Source organism: Methylobacterium endophyticum (assembly GCF_050591105.1).
In the GTDB taxonomy this organism is placed as follows: domain Bacteria; phylum Pseudomonadota; class Alphaproteobacteria; order Rhizobiales; family Beijerinckiaceae; genus Methylobacterium.
The window spans coordinates 77953-98096 of sequence record NZ_JBNHES010000014.1 but is presented as its reverse complement, the minus strand read 5'-3'; the positions used below and the strand labels follow the sequence as shown (position 1 = coordinate 98096).

The 20144-nt window shown below is 72.7% G+C and carries 22 protein-coding genes; 4 read left to right on the top strand and 18 right to left on the bottom strand.

All coding sequences use genetic code 11. The annotated features are described in order from the left end of the window. Positions 1–2: 2 nt before the first annotated feature. From ACP56T_RS15885 to ACP56T_RS15850, 8 genes are all read right to left on the bottom strand, one after another. Positions 3–419 carry a DUF2147 domain-containing protein gene (locus tag ACP56T_RS15885; RefSeq protein WP_430913109.1) on the bottom strand — a complete coding sequence of 139 codons (417 nt, stop codon included), beginning with the start codon at positions 417–419 and terminating at the stop codon, positions 3–5. 191 nt (positions 420–610) lie between these two features. Beyond that, entirely contained in the window at positions 611–1141 is a 531-nt protein-coding gene (locus tag ACP56T_RS15880) for a hypothetical protein (RefSeq protein WP_430913108.1), read from the bottom strand. Positions 1142–1523: 382 nt separating this feature from the next. After that, positions 1524–1883: a hypothetical protein gene (locus ACP56T_RS15875; RefSeq protein WP_430913107.1), complete on the bottom strand. Its 360-nt coding sequence runs from the start codon at positions 1881–1883 to the stop codon at positions 1524–1526. A 212-nt stretch (positions 1884–2095) separates the two neighbouring features. After that, a complete protein-coding gene (locus ACP56T_RS15870) occupies positions 2096–2563 on the bottom strand; it encodes a cytochrome c-type biogenesis protein (protein ID WP_430913106.1) in 468 nt (155 codons plus the stop codon). Beyond that, complete coding sequence (locus tag ACP56T_RS15865) at positions 2560–4563, bottom strand: heme lyase CcmF/NrfE family subunit (protein ID WP_430913105.1); 2004 nt, start codon at positions 4561–4563, stop codon at positions 2560–2562. Before ACP56T_RS15865 ends, ACP56T_RS15870 begins: the two co-directional genes overlap by 4 nt. Before the next feature lie 48 nt (positions 4564–4611). After that, positions 4612–5118: a cytochrome c maturation protein CcmE gene (ccmE, locus tag ACP56T_RS15860; RefSeq protein ID WP_430913104.1), complete on the bottom strand. Its 507-nt coding sequence runs from the start codon at positions 5116–5118 to the stop codon at positions 4612–4614. 145 nt (positions 5119–5263) lie between these two features. Then, entirely contained in the window at positions 5264–6772 is a 1509-nt protein-coding gene (gene ccmI / locus ACP56T_RS15855) for a c-type cytochrome biogenesis protein CcmI (protein WP_430913103.1), read from the bottom strand. Positions 6773–6917: 145 nt separating this feature from the next. Then, on the bottom strand, positions 6918–8336 hold the full coding sequence (locus tag ACP56T_RS15850; RefSeq protein WP_430913102.1) for a sensor histidine kinase: 1419 nt from the start codon (positions 8334–8336) through the stop codon (positions 6918–6920). Positions 8337–8442: 106 nt separating this feature from the next. Here ACP56T_RS15850 and ACP56T_RS15845 point away from each other — a divergent pair, with 106 nt between their 5' ends. Together ACP56T_RS15845 and ACP56T_RS15840 are read left to right on the top strand one after the other, a co-directional pair. Continuing rightward, on the top strand, positions 8443–8679 hold the full coding sequence (locus tag ACP56T_RS15845) for a type II toxin-antitoxin system VapB family antitoxin (protein ID WP_430913101.1): 237 nt from the start codon (positions 8443–8445) through the stop codon (positions 8677–8679). Beyond that, on the top strand, positions 8676–9083 hold the full coding sequence (locus ACP56T_RS15840) for a type II toxin-antitoxin system VapC family toxin (protein ID WP_430913100.1): 408 nt from the start codon (positions 8676–8678) through the stop codon (positions 9081–9083). The genes ACP56T_RS15845 and ACP56T_RS15840 overlap by 4 nt, the downstream gene beginning before the upstream one ends. A 31-nt stretch (positions 9084–9114) precedes the next feature. Here ACP56T_RS15840 and ACP56T_RS15835 read toward each other — a convergent pair whose 3' ends face one another. The 6 genes from ACP56T_RS15835 to ACP56T_RS15810 all read right to left on the bottom strand — a co-directional run bounded on the left by ACP56T_RS15835 (position 9115) and on the right by ACP56T_RS15810 (position 12139). After that, entirely contained in the window at positions 9115–9792 is a 678-nt protein-coding gene (locus tag ACP56T_RS15835; RefSeq protein ID WP_430913099.1) for a response regulator transcription factor, read from the bottom strand. A 41-nt stretch (positions 9793–9833) separates the two neighbouring features. Continuing rightward, the gene (locus tag ACP56T_RS15830; RefSeq protein ID WP_430913098.1) at positions 9834–10205 is read right to left on the bottom strand and encodes a PepSY domain-containing protein; all 372 of its coding nucleotides are present in this window, start codon (positions 10203–10205) and stop codon (positions 9834–9836) included. A 117-nt stretch (positions 10206–10322) separates the two neighbouring features. Continuing rightward, complete coding sequence (locus ACP56T_RS15825; RefSeq protein ID WP_430913097.1) at positions 10323–10550, bottom strand: hypothetical protein; 228 nt, start codon at positions 10548–10550, stop codon at positions 10323–10325. A gap of 17 nt (positions 10551–10567) precedes the next feature. Beyond that, the gene (locus tag ACP56T_RS15820; RefSeq protein WP_430913096.1) at positions 10568–10927 is read right to left on the bottom strand and encodes a hypothetical protein; all 360 of its coding nucleotides are present in this window, start codon (positions 10925–10927) and stop codon (positions 10568–10570) included. A gap of 24 nt (positions 10928–10951) precedes the next feature. Beyond that, positions 10952–11473 (bottom strand): hypothetical protein, encoded by a 522-nt coding sequence (locus tag ACP56T_RS15815; RefSeq protein WP_430913095.1) that lies wholly within the window; start codon positions 11471–11473, stop codon positions 10952–10954. A gap of 24 nt (positions 11474–11497) precedes the next feature. Further along, complete coding sequence (locus tag ACP56T_RS15810; RefSeq protein ID WP_430913094.1) at positions 11498–12139, bottom strand: lysozyme; 642 nt, start codon at positions 12137–12139, stop codon at positions 11498–11500. Between the two features lie 105 nt (positions 12140–12244). On the opposite strand from ACP56T_RS15810, the gene ACP56T_RS15805 reads away from it, so the two are divergent. Then, a complete protein-coding gene (locus ACP56T_RS15805) occupies positions 12245–12511 on the top strand; it encodes a hypothetical protein (RefSeq protein ID WP_430913093.1) in 267 nt (88 codons plus the stop codon). 19 nt (positions 12512–12530) lie between these two features. Here the strand turns inward: ACP56T_RS15805 and ACP56T_RS15800 are convergent, their stop codons facing one another. Genes ACP56T_RS15800 through ACP56T_RS15790 form a run of 3 tightly spaced genes read right to left on the bottom strand, consistent with a single transcriptional unit; the run spans position 12531 to position 18504 of the window. After that, positions 12531–14090: a DUF2793 domain-containing protein gene (locus tag ACP56T_RS15800; RefSeq protein ID WP_430913092.1), complete on the bottom strand. Its 1560-nt coding sequence runs from the start codon at positions 14088–14090 to the stop codon at positions 12531–12533. A gap of 29 nt (positions 14091–14119) precedes the next feature. Next, positions 14120–18028, bottom strand: a complete 3909-nt coding sequence (locus tag ACP56T_RS15795; RefSeq protein WP_430913091.1) for a baseplate multidomain protein megatron — start codon at positions 18026–18028, stop codon at positions 14120–14122. A 20-nt stretch (positions 18029–18048) separates the two neighbouring features. Then, complete coding sequence (locus tag ACP56T_RS15790; protein WP_430913090.1) at positions 18049–18504, bottom strand: NlpC/P60 family protein; 456 nt, start codon at positions 18502–18504, stop codon at positions 18049–18051. Positions 18505–18575: 71 nt separating this feature from the next. Here ACP56T_RS15790 and ACP56T_RS15785 point away from each other — a divergent pair, with 71 nt between their 5' ends. Further along, complete coding sequence (locus tag ACP56T_RS15785) at positions 18576–19271, top strand: gamma-glutamylcyclotransferase (RefSeq protein ID WP_430913089.1); 696 nt, start codon at positions 18576–18578, stop codon at positions 19269–19271. Here ACP56T_RS15785 and ACP56T_RS15780 read toward each other — a convergent pair. Then, positions 19261–20139 (bottom strand): DUF2163 domain-containing protein, encoded by an 879-nt coding sequence (locus ACP56T_RS15780; RefSeq protein ID WP_430913088.1) that lies wholly within the window; start codon positions 20137–20139, stop codon positions 19261–19263. The two genes, ACP56T_RS15785 and ACP56T_RS15780, sit on opposite strands and share 11 nt — an antisense overlap. Positions 20140–20144: the final 5 nt, after the last annotated feature.

Below are 20144 nucleotides of genomic sequence, written 5' to 3'. Positions count from 1 at the left end.
CGTCAGTTCACCCGCTTCCAGGTCTGGCGCTTGCAGAAGACGCCCATGACGCAGCCCGACACCTCGACGGTGGCCGGGCCGGTCATCTTGAGCGATCCCGAATAGGTCTTTCCATCCTTGGGATTGTAGAGCGTGCCCTCGTAGCCGTCGCCGCTGGCGGTCGACGCGTTGACGATCTGCACGCCGACGACGCTGCGGCTGCGCAAGGCCGGGTCGGGGTTCTTCTCGTCGACGCCCTTGCCCGAGGTGCTGACGATGACGCCGCAATAGCCGCCGCCGCAAGGCGAGAGGCGCACCTTCGAATCCCCCGTCTGGGTCAACCAGACGCCGCTCGGGTTGCCGCCCTTCTGGGCGAGCGCCGGCAGCCCTGTGAGAAGCAGAGTGCAGAAACCGAGCGCGAGGATGCGAGTCTTCGACATGGGCGTCTATCCTTCCCGTGCGTGTCCGTTTTCGGACATCATGCGATATCTGGATTATCGTTCGGGCACGGTCCCCGGCAACCCGTCCGCGTGACAGAGTGGCGCGGCCGTTCCGGCGTGCCACGCGGGTCGGATGTGGGCTTATCGCCGGCGGTGGGGGCTCGAGAGCGGTTCGCTGCCCGGCGAGAGATCTAGCGGGGGCCGCGCGCGAGCACGGCGCCCTTGTAGGTCTCCACCACCTCGCAGAAGGGGACGCCCGCCCCGGTGGACAGGATCGCGGCCACGGAGAACAGCGGCTCGTCGCTTCCGGCGATCCGTCCTTCCGGGCCCGTCCAGATACGCTTGATCGCGAGATTGCGGCGGCTCGGGGCGAGCGGCTTCACCACGCGGCCGAACGGGATGTCGGTGGTGGCGAGGATGGCGTTCATCTCCGGCGTGAGACGGCTCGGCACGTACCAGTTGTCCGCTTCCGAGAGGACATGCGCGCCGCAGCTCAGGCGGACCCGGCGATAGACCACCGGCTCGTCCTGTCCGATCCCGAGACGGGCGCGCTGCGCGGCGTCGGCGGGCTTGCGAAGGTCGTGGACCTTCTGCGCCACGAGCTTAGGCTCCGCCGCCATGCCGCGCTCGGCGCACCACGCCTCCAGCACCGCCGTGGCGCTCGGAGCGCTTTCGAGACGCGCGCTGAGCGCGTCGATCGCGGCCGCCGTCGTGTCCGGCATTGCATCCGGCGCGCTGCCCTGCGGCGGGGTGGGAGGATTCAGCGCCTGTGCGGTCGGAATCGTCAGGAGCATTGCCATCGTTGCGCAGGCCGTCGCGACGCGCCTCGTGCGCGACGATCCGTATCGGGCGTGCCGCATTGCGATAGAAGATATACGCGTGAAAATCGACCCGCTCCCGGTCACATGCCGCAGGAGGATGCCGGGCCTGCCTCGGAACCCCGGTTCGCACGGGCTTCCCTTGGGGCATGTCGAGCCCGGCGATCCCCGGAAAGCGGCTCCGTGGCGGCGGGATAGCCGAGGGCCGGCGCGGCGCGCAAGCTCGACGCGCGCTGCCGGCCGATCCAGCCGATGCGCCCGCCGAGGCGAGCGCAGCCGTAGTTCCTCAATAGGCCGAGAGGTCGGCGGAGGCGACGTCGACCACGTTGCCGCGGCGCGAGAAGGCGATCGTCGTATCGCGGCCATTGGCTCCGAGGGCGCCGGGGACGGACAGCGTCACCGTCTGGTCGGCGTTGAGCGTGGTCACGAGGCGGACGACCTGCGGCTGGTCGGCGCCGGTGTTCTGGGGAGCGAGCGTGGCGACGACGCGGTAGCCGTCCTTCTCGGCGGTGTAATAGACCGAGCCGCGATAGGTGCCGAGGTCGATGCTCGATGCCTTGAGGGGCTTCAGCTCCGTGGCGGAGGTGGCGGTCAGGGCGGCGAGGGAAAGGGCGGCCGCGGCGAGGGGGAGAGAGAGCGTGCGCATGGGAAAGCCTGTGCGGTTACTGTCCGCCGGGAGCGCCCGTACGGAAAGCCGGTTGCACCGGGAGACCGCACTATGCCCGCCGCATGCCGCAGTGCGAAGGCCAGATTATCGCATCGCACAAATGCGAGAATTGCATGTCAAATGCACTATTCCGCGTCGGCCTGCACGACTTTGCATGGCTTGTGCATGCGCGAGCATCCCGAGCGCGCGCATCAGTCCCGGCGCAGCAAGGTCCGAACCTGCGCTTCCTCCGTTTCCGAGAGGGGGGCGGCCACCTCCTCCCGCCGCCGCGAGAGGCGCCAGATGCCGAACCCGCCCAGCAGCAGCACAACCGCCGGCGTGAGCCAGAGCAGCAGGGTGTGGAGGGCGAAGACCGGACGCAGCAGGACGAACTCGCCGTAGCGGCCGACGACGTAATCCTGCGTCTGCCGGTCGCTGTCGCCGGCCAGCAGGCGTTCGCGGACGAGAACCCGCAGGTCTCGGGCCAGCGGCGCGTCGGAATCGTCGATGGACTGGTTCTGGCACACGAGGCAGCGCAGGCCCGCCGAGATCTCCCTGGCGCGATGCTCGAGGGCCGGGTCCTTCAGCACCTCGTCCGGCTGGACGGCGAGCGCCGGCGAAAGCCCGCCGAGGAGCAGGAGCGCGAGCAGGGCCAGACCAAGGCGATGGCGGCGGGTCATTCGGCGGGCACCGCGCTCGGGGGCAGCGGCTTCGCCCGCGCCCGCGCCGGGGCGCCGACGCGCATCCGCCGGTCCGTCAGCGAGAGGGCGCCGCCCATCGCCATCACCACCGCGCCGAGCCAGATCAGCAGCACGAGGGGCTTGTAGTAGAGGCGCAGGCCGATGCCGCCGCCGGGCTGGACCTCGCCGAGGCTGGCATAGACCTGGCTGACGCCGACCGTGAGCAGGCCGGATTCGGTGACGGTCATCCGCCGGCTCGGATAGAAGCGCTTGCCCGTCTCGACGGTGCCGACCTCGTCGCCGTTGCGATTGCGCACCTTCAGGGTCGCCACCGTTTCCTCGTAGTTCGGGCCGGGGCGCGGCGCCACGCGCTGGAGGGTCGCCGTGTAGGGGCCGGTGGTCAGGGTCTCGCCGGGTTTCAGGCTGGCGATGCCCTCGGCCGCCCACCCTTGCGCGGCGATGCCGATCACGACGACGCCGACGCCGGCATGGGCGAGCGCCGTGCCCCAGGCCGAGCGCGGCAGGCCGACGGCGCGCCGCCAGACGTCCCGCGCCGAGCGCGAGCGGCTGGCGCCGTAGCCGCGCGCGCGGGACAGGATCTCCAGCCCGGAGCCGAGGACGAGATAGGCGCCGAGGCCGATCCCGACGGGGGCCAGCACGGGACCGCCCCAGGTATAGGCGAGCACGCCGAGCCCGAGGACCAGCGCCAGCGCCAGCGCCGCGAACAGCCGCTGGGCGGCGGCCAGCACGTCGCCGCGCTTCCAGGCCAGCGTCTGCCCGAAGGGGACGATGAGGAGCAGCGGCACGGCGAGCGGCACGAAGGTGGCGTTGAAGAAGGGCGGGCCCACCGAGATCTTCTCGCCGGTCAGCATCTCGAGCAGCAGCGGGTAGAGCGTGCCGACGAGCACCGTGGCGCAGGCGGCCACGAGGAAGAGGTTGTTGAGGACGAGCGCGCCTTCCCGCGAGATCGGCGCGAACAGGCCGCCCTGGCGCAGCATCGGCGCCCTCCAGGCGAAGAGCGTCAGCGACCCGCCGATGAAGAAGACCAGGATGCCCAGGATGAAGACGCCGCGCGTCGGGTCGCTGGCAAAGGTGTGCACCGAGGTCAGAAGCCCGGAACGAACGATGAAGGTGCCGAGCAGCGAGAGCGAGAAGGTCAGGATCGCGAGCAGCACCGTCCAGACCTTGAGGGCGTCGCGCTTCTCCATGACGATGGTGGAGTGCAGAAGCGCCGTGCCCGCGATCCAGGGCATCAGCGAGGCGTTCTCGACCGGGTCCCAGAACCACCAGCCGCCCCATCCGAGCTCGTAATAGGCCCAGTAGGAGCCCATCGCGATGCCGAGCGTCAGGAAGCTCCAGGCGATCAGCGTCCAGGGCCGCACCGCGCGCGCCCAGACCGCGTCGATGCGCCCGTCGATCAGCGCCGCGACGGCGAAGGCGAAGGTGATCGAGAAGCCGACATAGCCGATGTAGAGCAGCGGCGGATGGATCGCGAGACCGGGGTCCTGGAGCAGGGGATTGAGGTCGTTGCCCTCGACCGGCGCCGGCATGACGCGGTTGAACGGGTTCGAGGCGGTGATGATGAACAGCACGAAGACGAAGGTGACGAGCCCCTGCGCGGAGAGCACGTTCGCCCTCAGCACCGGCGGCACCGAGTGGCGCGAGACGGCGACCAGCGCTCCGAACAGGGTGAGGATGAGCACCCAGAGGAGCATCGAGCCCTCATGGTTCCCCCACACGCCCGACAGCTTGTAGATGAAGGGCTTCGTGGTGTGCGAGTTCTCGACCACGTTGAGGACGGAGAAGTCCGAGGTGGCGTGGGCGTAGGTCAGCGCCGCGAAGGCGAAGAGCACGCAGCCGAAGGCACCGAGCGCGGCCGGCGTCGCCACCTGCCGGAGCGCGGCATCGCCCGAGCGGGCCGCCCAGGCCGGCATCACCGCCTGGACGAGGGAGAGCGCCAGCGCCAGCGCCAGCGAGAAATGGCCGACCTCGACGAGCACGCTAGTCCTTTCCCGATCCCGCTGCGGTGGGCTGTCCCGAGCGTGGCGTCATCGTTCGCTGCGCGGTCCCAGCGCGCCTTGGCCGGATGCTTGGCCGGACGGCTGCGCCGCCTTGGAGGCGTCCGAGCCTTCCTGCCAGCGCCCCTGCGCCTTCAGCGCGTCGGCGACCTCGCGCGGCATGTACTTCTCGTCGTGCTTGGCGAGCACCGTATCGGCCCGGAAGAGGCCGCCCGGCTCCAGCACGCCCTCGGCGACGACGCCCTGGCCCTCGCGGAAGAGGTCCGGCAGCAGGCCGCGATACTCGACATTCACGGTGGCGTTGGTGTCCGTCACCGCGAAGGCGACCCGCTGGTCTGCGCTCCGCTGGAGGGAGCCCTCCTTCACCAGGCCGCCGATGCGGAAGCGGGTGCCGGGCGGGATGCCCTGGGCCACCTCGGTGGGCGAGCGGAAGAACACGATGGAGCCGCTCATCGCCGAGAGGATCAGGCCGACCGCCACCGCGAGGACCGCGCCGCAGCAGGCGATCAGGATCAGGCGGCGGCTCTTGCGCGTCACGGACTCCGTCCCTTGCGTCTCGGCCCGGATGTCGCGCGACGTGGCCCGTCGCGGCCCAGAGCCGTTCTAGAGTGTCGGAGACGGGTGTCGGCTGCGCGGCCTCCGGGGTCAAGGGCGGCGGCCGGGACCGATTGTCCGGGGGCGCTCAGGGCTTGCCGGCGGTGCCGTGCAGATCGAGTTCCCTGGCCAGCGCGTCGAGACGCTGGACGGCGCCCGCGTCGGCCCCGAGCGCGAGGCGCGCCCGGTCGACGGTCTGGCTGGCCTGCTTGCGCTCGCCCAGCACGCTGTAGGAGCGCACCAGCCGCAGCCATTCGTCGGCGCTGCCGCCCTTCGCGGTGAGGCGCCGGTCGAGCCCCGCTACCATGCCCCGGATCGCCGCGTCGCGCTCTGCGGGGGGCATCGCCCGGACGGTGGCGAGGGCGGCATCGGCTTCGCCGGAGCCGGGATTCGGCGCGGGATTCGGGCCGGCGGCGGCCGTCGCGGGGGGCGTCCCCTGGACGGGAGGCGCCTCCGCCTTCGGTCGCGGCGTGTCCGTGGTCAGCCCGAGCTCCTTCGCCTGGGCATCGAGCCGGCCGGTGGCGGCCGGATCGGAGGCGAGGGCCGCGCGCGCCTTCTCGAGGGCCGCGCGCGCCTTGTCCCGCTCGCCCAGCACGCTGCGCGACTGGATCAGCCGCATCCATTCGTCGAGGCTGCCGCCCTCCTTGGCGAGCCGTGCCTCCAGCCCTTCGACCATGCCGCGAATGGCGCGCGCCTGGTCCACGGACAGGCCGGCGGCGGCTCCCGCCTTCGCATCCGGCGCGGAAGCGGGCTCGCCCTTCAGGCGGGCGAGGCTGTCGCGCACCAGCGGCTGCCAGGGGGCGTCGGGCGGGGAGGTCTCGCTCAGCGTCGTCAGGTAGCCGATCGCCCCCTGGACGTCGCCGGCCTGCTCGGCGGCGCGGGCGAGGTAGAAGCGCGGCTTGGCGATCTTCTCGTCGAGCACGAGCGCGCGCTCGAACAGCGCCTTCGCCTTCGGCGGCACCACGCCGTTGCCGGCCGCGACCAGCGCCTCGCCCCAGTCGGCCAGCACCTCCGGGCTCTCGCCCTTGACGCGGCTCACCTCTTGATAAGCGTGCGCCGCCTCGTCGAAGCGGCCGAGGCGCATGTAGACGGGGGCGATCACCGCCCAGCCGCGCGCGTCGTTCGGGTCGCTGGCGAGCCGGGCCTCGATCTGGCCGATGGCCTTCATCAGGTCCTGGCTGCTGGTCTGCGCGGACTGACGGTCGGCGGCAGTCTGGGCCGGGAGGTTGGGCGAGCCGTAGATGCCGTAGGCGAGGAGCGCCACGAGCGGGATCGTCGAGAGGGCGAAGGCGGAGGCCGCCCGGCGCTGGCGCAGATGCGGCTCGGCGATGCCCGGCTCGTCCGCGCCGGGCCCGTCGCGGCTGACCCGCAACAGGCGGCGCGCGGCCTCTGCGCGGGCTGCCTCCGCCTCGCCGGGCGCGATCAGCCCCCGGCCGAGGTCGCGCTCGATCTCGCGCAACTGGTCCTCGTAGAATCCGGTCTCCATGACGGCCGAGACGGGCTCGGGAGCGCCCGTGCCCCGGCGCGACATCGGCCACAGCAGCGCGAGCACCGCCGCTCCCGTCATGAACGCCAGAATGAACCAGATCGCCGTCATCGAACCCCAGGGTTGGCGGATGCCGCGAGCCGTCCTCGTCGCGGGGCCGGGTCTCCTTGTAGGTCGGCGCTTCCACCGTCACGACGGCGCCGTCTCGTGACACTGTGTCACGCGCGGGTCGAGCCTGACAAGCGGCGGCGTCCGATCAGTGCTGGGGAACGCCGGCGGGCGCGTCGCCCGGCACCTCGATGACGGCGCGCAGGCCCCCGAGCGCCGCCTGCTCCAGGCGGAAGCGGCCCCGGTAGAGCGCGGCGAGGTCGGCGACGATGGAGAGACCGAGCCCCGAGCCGGGCTTGGTCTCGTCGAGGCGCCGCCCGCGCGCCAGCGCCGCTTCGCGGGCCTCCGGCGGCAGGCCGGGACCGTCGTCCTCGATGGCGACCAGGAGATGGGGATAGTCGTTCTGTCCCACGGCCTCCGCGCGGATCGCCACGCGCCCGGCCGCCCATTTCGAGGCGTTGTCGACGAGGTTGCCGACCATCTCCTCGAAATCCTGGCGCTCGCCCCGGAAGCGCAGGCCGGGAGGGACGCTGACCTCATAGGCGATGTCCTTGTCGCGGTAGATCTTTCCGAACGTCCGCACGAGTCCTGCGAGCGCGGGCTCGACCTCCGTGGAGGTGCCGAGCGTGCCGGCGAGCGCCGCCGCCCGCGCCCGGTCGAGATGGTAGTTCACCTGATCGCGCATCACCGCCGCCTGCTCGCGGATCTTTTCCGCCAGATCGGCAGGGGCGTCGGAGGCGCCGACCTCGTTGACGATGATGGAGAGCGGCGTCTTCAGGGCGTGGGCGAGATTGCCGACCTGGGTTCGGGCGCGCTCCAGGATCTCGCGGTTCGTCTCGATGAGCAGGTTCACCTCGCCTGTGAGCGGGGCGATGTCGCGCGGGTACTCGCCGGTGATGCGGTCGGCCTCGCCCCGGCGGATGGCGCCGAGCGCCGTGCGCATCTGCGCCAGCGGCGCCAGACCGAATCGGATCTGGAGCAGCGTCGTCAGCGCCAGGAACAGCCCGAGAATCCCGAAGGTGAGGAACAGCGAGGCGCGAAAGCGGTCCACGTCGTTGACGATCTCGTCGGCGGGCCCGGCGATGCGCACGGTGTAGCGCCCGTCCGCGCCGAGATCGACGTCGCGCTCGATGATGCGCAGCAGGCGGTCGTCCTGGGCGCGGCCGTAGCCCTGCCGGATCTGGCCGATGCCGGCCTTGCCGTCGGGATCGGTGGCGGGCTTCAGCGGCAGCCCGACGAGGGAGCGCGAGGTGCGCAGATCCCGCGGCTTGGCGTCGGGCTTGCCGACCTGCCAGTACCAGCCGGACAGCGGCAGGTCGAAGCGCGGATCGCCCAGCGAGAAGGACTTGCTCTCGGAATCGCTCGGCGAGACGAGGTCGGTGGCGAGGTTGTTGGCGTAGACCAGCAGCCGGCTGTCGAAGGCCCGCTCGGTGTTCTCCCGATAGAGCGTCGTCAGGATCAGGGCCGCGATCAGCAGGATCGCTGTGCTGGCGAGCAGCGCCGAGGTCGCCAGGCGGACCGCGATGGAGCGCTGGCGCAGGGACAGGAGATCGAAAACGGTCGTCATCGGCTCCTCGGCGACGGGACCCCGCTTCCACAGCTATCGATCATCGCGCCCGATCCGTGTACATTGACCGATCATTCCATGTACATTCCTGGAAGGAAAGCGCGGGATGGCGCTCCATATCCGAGACGCGGAGGCCGACCGTCTCGTCCGGCGGCTGGCCGAACGCAAGGGCATCGCCCTGACAGAGGCGATCAAGCTCGCGGTCCGCAACGAACTGGATCGCGAGGATCGGAAGACGAGCCTCTGGCAACGCCTGAAACCGCTTCACGAGCGCGTGGCCGCCCGGCGCGACACGGGGCTCGTCGCGGACAAGACTTTTTATGACGGCCTGAACGACGAATGATCTTCGTCGACGCATCCGCCCTCGTCGCGATCGTCCTGGGGGAGCCGGATGCCGAGGGGCTCGCCGCGACGCTCGAATCCGACGATGCGGCGATGACCTCGCCCGTCGCCGTCTACGAAGCCGTCCTCGCCATCGCCCGTCAGCGGGAAGGGGGCATCGCGGCGGCGCGGGCCGATCTCGACACCCTGCTGAACGAGGCCCGCATCCGGCTCGTGCCGCTGGCACCGGAGGATGCCGAACTCGCGCTCTCCGCCTTCGAGCGATTCGGGAAGGGACAGGGTCATCCGGCCCGGCTCAACATGGGCGATTGCTTCGCCTACGCGGCCGCGAAGCGGCGCGGCATAGCCCTGCTGTTCAAGGGCGACGCCTTCTCGCTGACGGACGTGAATTCCGCTCCGACCTGACCGTCGCGGATCCGCGTTCCGGCGCCGAAACTCACACCCGCGCCGCCGGCTGGCTCGGGTCGACGAGGTAGCCCAGGCCGCGCACGGTCTGGATCAGGTCCACCGCGAGCTTCTTGCGCAGGCGGCCGACGAAGACCTCGATGGTGTTCGAATCGCGGTCGAAATCCTGGTCGTAGAGATGCTCCGTCAACTCGGCGCGGGAGACCACGCGGCCGGTGTGGTGCATCAGGTAGGAGAGCAGCCTGTACTCGTGGGAGGTGAGCTTCACCGGGTTGCCGTCGACGAAGACGCGGCCGGAGCGGGTGTCGAGGGTGACGGGGCCGCAATTGATCTGGCTGGTGGCGTGCCCGGCGGTGCGGCGCAGCAGCGCGCGCACCCGCGCCATCAGCTCCTCCATGTGGAAGGGCTTGGTGACGTAGTCGTCGGCCCCGGCATCGAAGCCGTCGACCTTGTCGGACCAGCGGTCGCGGGCGGTGAGGATGATGACGGGGGTCTTCACCCCCGCCCGGCGCCATTTCTGGAGCACGGAGACGCCGTCGGCCTTGGGCAGGCCCATGTCGAGGATGATGGCGTCGTAGGGCTCGCTCTCGCCGAGATAGCCGCCCTCCTCGCCGTCATAGGCCTTGTCGGCGACGTAGCCGGCCTCCTCCAGGGCGCTGACAACCTGCCGGTTGATGTCCCGGTCATCTTCCACGACGAGCAGGCGCACGGCCCCATACTCCGTTCAAGCGGCGGCGCGGGGCCGCCCGTTCAATATTGGCCGACGACCTTGCCGGTCTTGGCATCCACCACGACGTGCACGAAATGCCCGTCCCGGCGCAAGGCCGTGAGCATGTAGACGAGCCCGTCCTCGTGCCGGCACAGCATCGCGCGCTGGATCTCGGCTCTCGGAATGACGGTCCGCGCGGAGCGGATGGCGGTGACGGGCTCGACAACGCGGCCCTCGCCCACGGCCTCGCGCATGTCGGCCGGAGACAGGCACTCGTCGGAGCGGGGGGGCGCGACCCCGGCGGGCGCGGCCTGTACCGGCGCGGGGGTCTCCTCCGCGAGCGAGCCGATCTCGCCGGCGGCGAAGGCCGCGACCGTCAGGGCGACGGCGAGAAGGGAAAGGGCGTGGCGCATCGACGTGCAATCTCGGCCTCAGGCACTGAATGCGCCCTGAATGCGGGCCCGTCCTCGGCGGCCCGGTTCCCTACGGCCGAGCCGCCGCATCGTTCCCGCCTGCGTCGCCATGGACGCTCACGTCTGCGCGGGCGGACGGGCCAGCCGCTCGATGCTCGCCCGCAGCGCGGTGCTGAGGAAGACCTGGCGGTCGACATGGTCGAAGGCGGCCTTGCGCAGTGCCACGGTGGAACGCTCGAAGCTCCGTTGCGCCGCCTGGAGGCGTCCGGCGGCGGCGCGGCCGCGCGCATTGCCGCCGCCGGAGGGCGGGCGTGGCGTGGACGAGCGGGAAGGGGGACGCGGCATCGAAGGGGCTCCCGGTCTCAGGCCCGGCCGTGCTCGGCCCGGCGCAGGTCGGCGACGAGGCGCAGCACCTCGTCGAACTTGTCGCGGGCGCGCTCGTCGTTGCGCTCGATCCCGCGGGCGATCTCCGCCGAGAGCCGGGAGAGGTCCTCCAGCACGCGGGTGCGGCTCTCCAGGGCGGTGGCGACGGCGGCGTTGGTCTGCGAGGCGCGCTCGAGGGCGGTGGCCGTGGCACCTGTGTCGTCGATGCGGGCCTCGAGGACGCGCAGGTTCTCCCGGTGCAGATGCCAGCAGGCGAGCCCGAGGAGGACGGCGACGACCCAGCCGGCGCCCCCATCCGTGAAGAGCAGGCGGGCGGCCTCGATGGCGATCTTGTCCATCCGCCCCGCTCCCCTCGTATCCGTTCAGGCGCCGCGCTTGGCCGTCCCCGCGATGCGCCGCGCCGCCTCGATCGCCGGCCGCAGGGTGTTGCCGACATTCGCGGATTCCTCCAGCGGAAGGGTGCGGAAGACCTTCTCGGCGAGGCCCTCGATGCCGCCCGCCTGGCGCAGCAGCCAGTCGGGGGCCTGGTCGGCCGCGCGCTGGGCCGCCTTGGCGATCACCGCCGACCCGAGCGGCACGGTGAGCGCCTTGCCCTTCACCGCGCCGGCCACGGCGTTGAGGGCGTAATCCGCGACGTTGCGCACGAGACGCTCCACCAGCGTGCTGGTGACGAGGAGACGCAGCGGGCCGGCGAAGCGCGCCACGAGGGCGGTGATCGCCGTGGCGGCGAGCGGCACGGTGGCCGTCGCGAGCCCCTGGAGGAGCGCCGAGACGGCATCTCCCCAGGGCAGGACGACGCTCGCCGTTTCCGCTTGCGCCTCCGACGCGGCGAGGGCGAGCCCGCAGGCGAGGAGGCCGATGAGGGGAAGTCTGGTGTCGCGCATGGCGGTTCTCCGGTGGACGAGGGGTCAGGCGTGCGGATCGGAGCGGAGGCCCAGCCAGCCCCGCAGGCGGTCGAGGAGGGAGGGCGCTCCGCCGTGCGGCGGCGGGATGGGCGGCACGACGGACGCACCGCGCGGGATCGGCCGGCGCCGGGCCGGAAGGGGCGCCCGCCGCCCCGGCGGGACCGGATCGGCCACGGGATGCGGATCGCCGCGCCGCGCACGGGGGAGGGCGTCGGCGTAGGGGGTGAGGAACTGGTCGTGCTCGGCCTGCCGGCGCGGGATGATGGCGGCCGGGCGGTTCCACATCAGGATCGCCTCGGCGGCGCCCTCCTCGTCGCCTCCCCGCAGCCGGCGCAGGACGCTCGAGCGCAGGAACGCCCCCGGCCCGATGTTGAAGCAGAGGGAGACCAGCGCGTCGAAGGCGTGCTGGGGGAGGTCCGCCGGCACCGCGTTCGCCACGGTGCGGGCATAGCGCTGGACGTCGCGCGAGAAGATCGCGTCGCATTCCTCGTCGCTGATGGTCATGCCGGGGATGACCGCGGGCGCCCCGGCGGCGGAGGTATGGCCGACGCCGATGGTCCAGATCCCCACGGAATCCCGGTAGGCTTCCAGGCGCTGCCCTTCTCGCGCGACGAGGACGGCACGGCCGACGGCGCTGAGCTCCATGGTCGATCTCCGAATGGTGATGAACGAGGCGGGGCGGCGCGACGGAACGCGCGCGCGGCGTGGCCGTTGGATCGCCACGACGCGATCGCGAACGGAGACGACGAGATGAGACGGACGGTTCTGGCGCTCGGCGCCACGGCGGCCCTGCTGGCGGCGGCCGGCCCGGCCCTGGCCTTCGGCGGCGGCGGAAGCGATTCCGGCAGCGGCCTCTCGCCCTACGCGGCCGAGAGCGGCAACGACCGCTCCGCCGGCGTCAACAACGGCAACTACACGCTGCCGCAATACCGGGCCTATCGCAGCTACGAGCGTCCGGTGCGCGGCTTCTACGACGAGCGCGTGCCCCGGCGGCCCTATTACGGCTATCCCTACTGAGGGTCTTCGCGCCCTCCGCTCAGGGCAGCGCGTGTCCCCAGAAGCCGGACTCGGCGGCGGCGACATAGCCGTCGGCGCCGTTGAGGAGCGCGAAGACCTCCACCGCGTCGCCGGCCTGGAGCGCCAGCGTGGCGGTCGCTCCGAGGGCGGTGACGCCGTCCGCCGGGTTGGCGGCGCCGACCCTGCCAGTGCCGGCGGCGGCTCCGTTCCTGTGGAAGCGGGCCTGGAAGCCGGTGGGCGAGGAGGTGCCGTTCCTCCGGTAGGGCAGGCTCGCGCCGAAGGTGTAGGTGCCGGCCTCCGGCGCGACGAAGCGGTTCGTGCCGGCATCGAACGCGCCCTGGTCGTTCACGGTGCCGGTGTTGAACTGCACCTTCGTCCAGGTATCGGCGGCGATGTAGTTGTCGAAACCGGTGGCAGCGGCGAAGCGGACGAGGTTGCTCAGCCGCGACCAGCGGGTGCCGTCATGGGCCTTGAAGGCCGTGGCCGTGCTGTCGAACACGATCTGGCCCGCGCCCGCGCCGAGGCTCGGCGCACCGGCTCGGGGCTGTATCTCCACCGCGCCGTTGGCGCGCAGCTTCAGCACCGAGCGGCGCGCGGTGGTGCCGGAGGCGACTGTCTGGAAATCGAGCCCCGTCCCCTGCGCGGTGCCGGTGAAATCCTCCTCGGCGAAGGCGCCGAGCGAGACCGCGTCGCCCGAATAGGCGCCCCCCGCATGGTATCCGCGTCCGGCCATCGTGAAGAGCCGGTCGCCGGCCTTGATCCCCGCCGGAGCGGAAGGGCTGCCCCGGCCGATGCGGGCGCGCAGCATCGCCTCGGGAGCCCCCGTCGCCACATGGCTCGCCATCTCGACGGCGGGCGCTGCGGAGACGACCCCGGACGAGACCGGCGCCCCCGGCGTTCCCGAGGCGGCGGCGCCGAACCCGACATAGCCCGTGGCCGGGTCGGCCCGCCAGGCGGCGGTCCAGGCGGTGCCGTCCGCCGAGACCTTCGCCGACAGGGCGTCCTCGCCGACGAGCCCCAGCTCGGCGCGGCCGGAATAGCCGGTCTGGAACAGCAGCGAGAGGGTGCGGGCGCTCGCCTCCTTGTTCAGCGTGATGCGCAGGTCGCCGCTGCCGCCTTCGCCCACCGCCTTGGCGGTGAACAGCGCCGCGCCGAGCTTGGCCGACAGGGGATTGGCGGCATCCGCGACGGTGCCGATCCCGAGCCGGGTGAGGTTCTGGAGGGCGGCCACCGTCGCCCCGAGGCTCGTCCAGCCGGCGGCGGTGAAGACGTAGAGCGCGCCTTCGTCCGCGACATAGGCGAGCCAGCCCGGCCGCGGCACGGAGCCGGTCCAGACCCCGTCCGCGAAGAGCGCTACCTGCCCCGAGAGCCCGCTCCAGGCGCCGGTCGGGGCGGCGGCGGTGACGAGATAGCGGTCGCCTTCCGCCGGAGAGGCGGGGGGCGCGGCGAGGTCCTTGTCGAGGCAGGCGAGCTGCACGAGGGCATCGAGGAGCGCGAGCGCCTCGTTGTGGGTGACGTGCTTCTGCGCCTGCGCCGCCGCCAGCAGCGGCAGGGCGAGGTTGCGGGTGGTCTCGGCCATCGGGAAGCGCTCCGGCTCTGCTCTCGGGTTCAGGCGGCGCCGACGCGCAGCGTCGCCCGGCGGGACGGCCCACGTCCGGCCGCCGCGCCGACTTGCGCGACGGCCGCCGCGATCATGGTCTGCGGGCCGCCGAAATCGGCGATCTCGTCGGCCGCCGCGTAGAGGACGGACGGCTCGGCGGCCTCAAAGCTGCGCAGGACCGCGCCGTCCGGGCCCAGCACGTCGAGGACGTAGCCCTCGCGGACCTCGTCGAGGGGGATGTCGACGGGCTCCCAGGCATCCGCCGCCCGGCGCGCGCGCCGGATCCAGGTGAAGCGGATGCCCTCCGCCCCGCGCCGCGCCCGCAGATGGACCGGGCTCATCGGCAGGAGGGCGGAGAGCCCGGCACCGGCGTGGATCTCCGTGAAGGCGGGATCGGCCGGATCGCGGCTCGCCGGCCCGATCCGGTAGCGGAAGGCGCGGCCCGCCTCGTCCAGGCGGTCGACGAGCGGCACCACGGCGCCGTCGTCGAGCCGCACGAGCAGGCTTCCCGCCGGCGTGGGGCGGGAGGCCGCCGCCTCGCTGCCGGCCAGACCGCGCAGCAGGCCGCCGAGCCGGAAGCTGTCCGCGCCGGTCAGGGTCACGGCGGCGGCCGAAAGCAGCTCCACGCCCCCGTCCGGCGCGACCAGCGCGAAGAGGTTGGCGCCCGCCAGGGCCGCCGCCTCGTCCACGGAGGCGAGCCCGGCGGCGTTGCGCAGGGTGACGTCGAGACGCGCGCCCCGGTCGAAGCGCCAGAGCGGGCCGGGGCCGAGCGCGGTCAGCGTCCGCCCGAGGCAGGCCGGGTAATCGACGATCCCGCGCTGGCTCAGGGGCGCATCGTCCCCGTCCGAGCGCCAGACGGCGACCTCTCCGGGCCAGGGATCGGCGGCGACTGCGAGATATTGCAGGACGCTCGGGTCGCCCCGGTCGGCGGGCAGGTCTAGGGCGAGGGCGAAGGGCGGCCCCGGAAAGGCCGGCCGGGTCTTCCGCGAGGGCGTCGCGGGATCGGGACGACGCGGCGGGAGCCGGCCATGCACCGGCACGGCGCGGGTCTCGATACGGCGCCCGGCGGGGCCGTCCTCGATGCGGGTGACGCGGTGCATGCCGGGCTCGTCCGGCAGCGCCAGCAGGTCGCCCGGCTCCAGATCGAGCCGGCGCGGGCTCAGCGAGAAGCTCGCCGTGTCGCGCCCGGCGATGGCCGTATCGAGGAGCGCTTCCGCCAGTCCCTCGGCAAGGGCCCGGCGGGTCACGAGGGCCCCCTCGACGCGGGTCTCGCGGCGGCGCGACCCGGCGGGACGGATCGCGGCGGCGGCGGCGCGGCGGTATTCCGTGCTGTCGCCGTCGCTGAACCCGAGCTCCACCGAGCTGGGCAGGGCGCTCTCCTCCGCGCGGACGCGCTTCAAGGGCGCCTCGTCCTCGGCGATGCGGACCAGATCGCCCTCGGCGAGGACGCTCGGGTTCTCGCGGCGCGGGCCTCGGAACAGCAGCCTGCCGGCCGCCGCCGAGACGTCGATGCCGTAGATCTGGGCCAGAGGCTCGAGCGCGCCGCGCGCCGAGAGGGCGCGGTCGAGCACGTAGCCGTCGAGGAAGGCGGCCACGTCGATCTCGGCGTTCGCGGTGACGCCGAGATCCGAGAGGATCGCGGGGATCAGCCGGGCGAGGTCGAGCCCCTCCACCCGGCCGGTGATCCAGTGGCCCACCGACCAGTTTCCGGCATCCGCCCAGACGGTGCCGAAATCCGGGAAGGCCGGATAGGGCCGCGCGTCCCAGCACCAGACGAAGACGGAATCCGCCGGCACCATGCGGCCGCCATAGAGCGGCGAGACCGGGTTGTGCGCCTCCTCGAAACCCGGCGCGTCGGGATCGAAGCGCGAGAGGATCGCCTCCAGCCCGCGCAACTGGATCAGGTCGTCGCGCAGGCCCGTGGAGAAGGGCGGCGCGGCGTTCTCCGAGGATTTCGGATCGGGGAACACGTTGGGGCCGTTGGTGCCCTTGTCCACCGCCGGCACGCCGATCTCGGTGAGCCAGACGGGCTTGGCGCGCGGCACCCAAGGCGTGGTCCGGGTCTCGACGCCGCCGTCGCGCTCCACATGCGGGTTCGACCACCAGGAGACGAGGTCCTTCGGCCGGTGGATCCAGGGCTTTCCGTAGGCGCCGTCGGTGATCGGGGTGCGGGCCTGCGCCGCGCGGGCCGCGGAGTCGGGATAGTACCAGTCGAAGGCTTCGCCCGCGCCGAGCCGGCTCTTCAGGTAGCCGGCATCGGTGATGGAATCCGCCAGCGCGAGGTCGGCGTGACTGGCGCCGTCGCGCCAGTCGGTCAGCGGCGGATAGTAGTCGATGCCCACGGCGTCGATCGCCGGATCGGCGAACAGGTCGTCGAGGGGAAAGCGGATCGTGGCGCCCCCGTCGCGCACATGCGCGCCGTACTCGGTCCAGTCCGCCGCGTAGACGAGCTTCACCCCGGTCCCGAGACGGGCGCGCACGGCAGCGGCCAGCGAACGCAGCGCGGTCACGGCCGGATAGGCGCCGGACCCGTCGCGCACGCGGGTCAGTCCCACGAACTCGCTGCCGACGAAGAAGCCCGAGAGCGGCGTTCCGGCGGCGGCCCAGCCGGCGGCGAGGTCGGCGTAATGCAGCACCATGGCGGCGTAGCCGGAGGGCCCGTCGAAGAAGGCCGCGACCTCGGCGCCGGCCTCCGCCGTGGCGTCGGGGCTGCCGGGCAGGCCGGGGGCGGGATCGCAGGTGATGCGCCCGCGCCAGGGATAGGCCGGCTGAGTGCCCGCGCCCGGCGCGTGCGGGTCCGGCAGGACATTGCCCGCCGGCACGTCCATCATCACGAAGGGGTAGAGCACCACCGCGAGCCCGCGCCCGTGGAGCTCCGCCACCAGCCGGGTCAGGCCGGCATCGGAGGGTGTGCCGCCATAGGCGGGACCGCCGGAGGGCGCCGTCGAGACCGCCCCGGCGGTGCCCCGTACCAGCCCGGCCACGGACCAGTCCTTGCCCAGCACCGTCTTCGTGGCGGAATCCACCTTCGGCACGACGGTGCAGCGGCCGGCGCGCAGGTCGTCGCCGAACCAGGCCGTCACCACCGCCACCCGCGTCAGGCGCGGGCACAGCGCCTGGAGCGCGTCGAGGGAGGCGAGCACATCGGTGCCGCGCTGGAGCTGGTAGCGGTTCGCCGCACGGGTGGCGCCGAACCCAGCATCTTCGGTGACGGGCGCGGGATCGAGCCCGAACTCTGTGGAGCCGGGGATCAACTCTACGGCCCGGATCATGCGGCCGAGCCCGTCGACGGGGCGGATCACCTCGAAGGCGAATTGCGGGACGCGGTTGCCGTAATCGGCGAGGGGCAGCCGCTCGAACACCATGTAGGCGAGGCCGCGATAGGCCGGCGCCCGGTCGGCCCCTTCCTTGGCGACGATCAGAGGATCGGGCGCCTGGTCCGGGCCGCCCGTGTGCAGGCGCCAGGCGATCGCGGTGAGGTCGATCTCGTTGCCGTCCGCCCAGACGCGGCGGACGAACGCGATCTCGCCCTCGCACAGGCCCACCGCAAGATGGGCGTAATAGGCGTAGGTGGTGCGCACGGTGCGCTGGCCGCCGCCGCCCTTGGCCCCTGAGGAGGAGCGCTCGACGGCGGTGTTCGCCACCTCCAGGGGGCGCGTCGCCCAGATCAGGGTGCCGCCGATGCGGGCGCGGCCGTAGACGCGCGGGATCGGATCGCCCTCCGTCGAGGTCAGCCCGGCGACGTCGGACAGGCGCGGGCCCTGGACGAAGCGCGGGCTGGCGCGCGTTCCGAACAGCGCCCCGTCGATGAGCGCGCCGCCGCCCGCGCCGAGGATTCGCCCGACCGCGCCGCCGATGGGCCCGCCGAGCGCCGTGCCGAGGGCGGAGCCGGCGGTCTGGAGGATCAGCGTCGCCATGGCGGGCTCCGAAAGGGGGGTCAGGCGGCGTCCGGGAAGCGGAAGGCGCGGGCGAGGTGGCGCCGCCACCACGGCGTCAGCGCCACCTCGGTGACGGAGGCCCCGTCATGGGCGTGGATCATGGTGCCCGCGCCCGTGGCGACGGCGCAGTGCCGCGCCGGCAGATGCGCCCGGAAGGCGAAAAGCAGCACGTCGCCCGCGCGCGGCTCGTAGGGCGGCCGGTGGTCGAGGGGCACGAGGTGGCGCCCCGCCGCCTCCGCCAGAGGATCCCCGTCGCCCGCGCGCGATTCTGCCCAGGAGGCGGCGTAGGGCGGCACCCGCTCCGGTTCCGGCCCGAACAGGCCGCGCCAGATCCCGCGCACCAGCCCCAGGCAGTCGCAGCCGACGCCCTTCAGCGACGCCTGGTGCCGATAGGGCGTGCCGAGCCAGGCGCGCGCCTCGGCGACCACCGCCTCGGGGGTGACGGAACGCTCCATGATCGCTCTCCGATGGAATGCCGCGCGCATCCGGTCTTGCTCTGCGCGGCGGGCGATGGTCCTGTCCGCCCATGCCGAAAGGACGCCTCGCGCTCGACGCCGACCTGATCGCCCGCGCCCATCCCGACCCCGTGGCCGACGACGAGACGGCCCTGCGCCTGCTCACCGACGAAGAGCTGGCGCCGGGCCTCGACCGGATGCTCGCCCACCGGACCGATCCGGCCGGCGAAATCTGGGTGTTCGCCTACGGCTCCCTGCTCTGGAAGCCGGAATTCGCGTTCGCGGAGCGCCGCGTCGGCACCGTGCGCGGGTTCCACCGCCGGTTCTGCCTGTTGCAGCGGCGCTTTCGCGGCACGCCCGAGCGGCCGGGGCTGGTGCTCGCCCTCGATCGCGGCGGCCTGTGCCGGGGCGTCGCCTTCCGCCTGTCCGGGCTCGACGCGCGGGCGGCGCTGATGCCGGTGTGGCGACGCGAGATGCGCGGTCTCGGCTACGAGGGCCGCTGGGTGGACGTGGCGACCGAGCGGGGCTCGGTCCGGGCGCTGACCTTCGTCGTCAACCGCGCCGGCGACCGCTACACCGGCCGCCTCACCGACGCCGAGGTCGCCGAGCGGATCGCGTCGGCCTGCGGGCATCTCGGCCCGAGCGCGGAATACCTGTTCCGCACCGTCGCGGCCTTCGCCGAGCTCGGCATCCGCGACCGGCATCTCTGGGCGGTGCAGGCGCTGGTGGCCGAGCGGCTCCGGGAACGCGTGAGCCTCACGGCCTGAACAGGCTGCCGCCGTCGAGCGCCGTGCCCGTGGCGCCGGTCTGGCGCAGCACGAAATCGTTGCCCGGCATGTGCGGAAAGCCCTGGAAGTTCAGGACGTTCGCGAATTTTTCCGCGCAGGTGGACAGGCTCTTGTCGCAGCCGGCCGTGAGCGTGAAGGCGTCGCCGATGGCGGGCGGGGAGGGCGGCGCCTCCCAGAGTTCGATCCGGCCGCCGGCCTGGGAGCGGATATCGGCGCCGCGCCCGACATTGGCGCCCCCGGTCCAGGTCAGCCGGCCGCCGGTGAAGAACCCGTCCGCGAAGCTTCCCGTCAGCACCGTATCGAGGGTGCCGGGCTCGGGCAGGGCGGACACCGTGCCGGCGGCGCGGAATCCCGACAGGTCGACCCGGCAGCGCGCATCGCCGAGATCGGCGCCGCAGCCGGCGCGGAAGGTGCGGCCACGCTCCATGTCGAGCTGGTCCATCAGCCCGCGCAATTCGGCCACGAAGGCGTTTCCCGCCCGCCTGATCTCGCCGATGGTCGAGAGGTCGAGCAGGATGCGCGCCTGCGGGCTTTCCCAATCGACCAGCCAGGTCTCGACCCCGGCGCCGTCGTAGAGGCCGGCCGCGATGTCCGCGTCCGTCAGTCCGAGGGAGGTCAGCGCCCCGGCGACGTCCCCGCCGGAGATGGCGAATCCGAGTTCTGCGCTCGCCTCCGCCGCCTCCAGCCCCGTGCGGGCCGCGTAGGTGACGCCGGAGACGACGAGATCGCGGTCGTGGTCGGTGAAGCCGAGCACGGTGCCGTCGCGTCGGGTGAGCACCCAGCAGCGGCAGAGCGTGGTGGCGCCCTCCGCGAGGCGGGCGGCGAGGTCGGCCGGAATGGCGCGCATGGGGC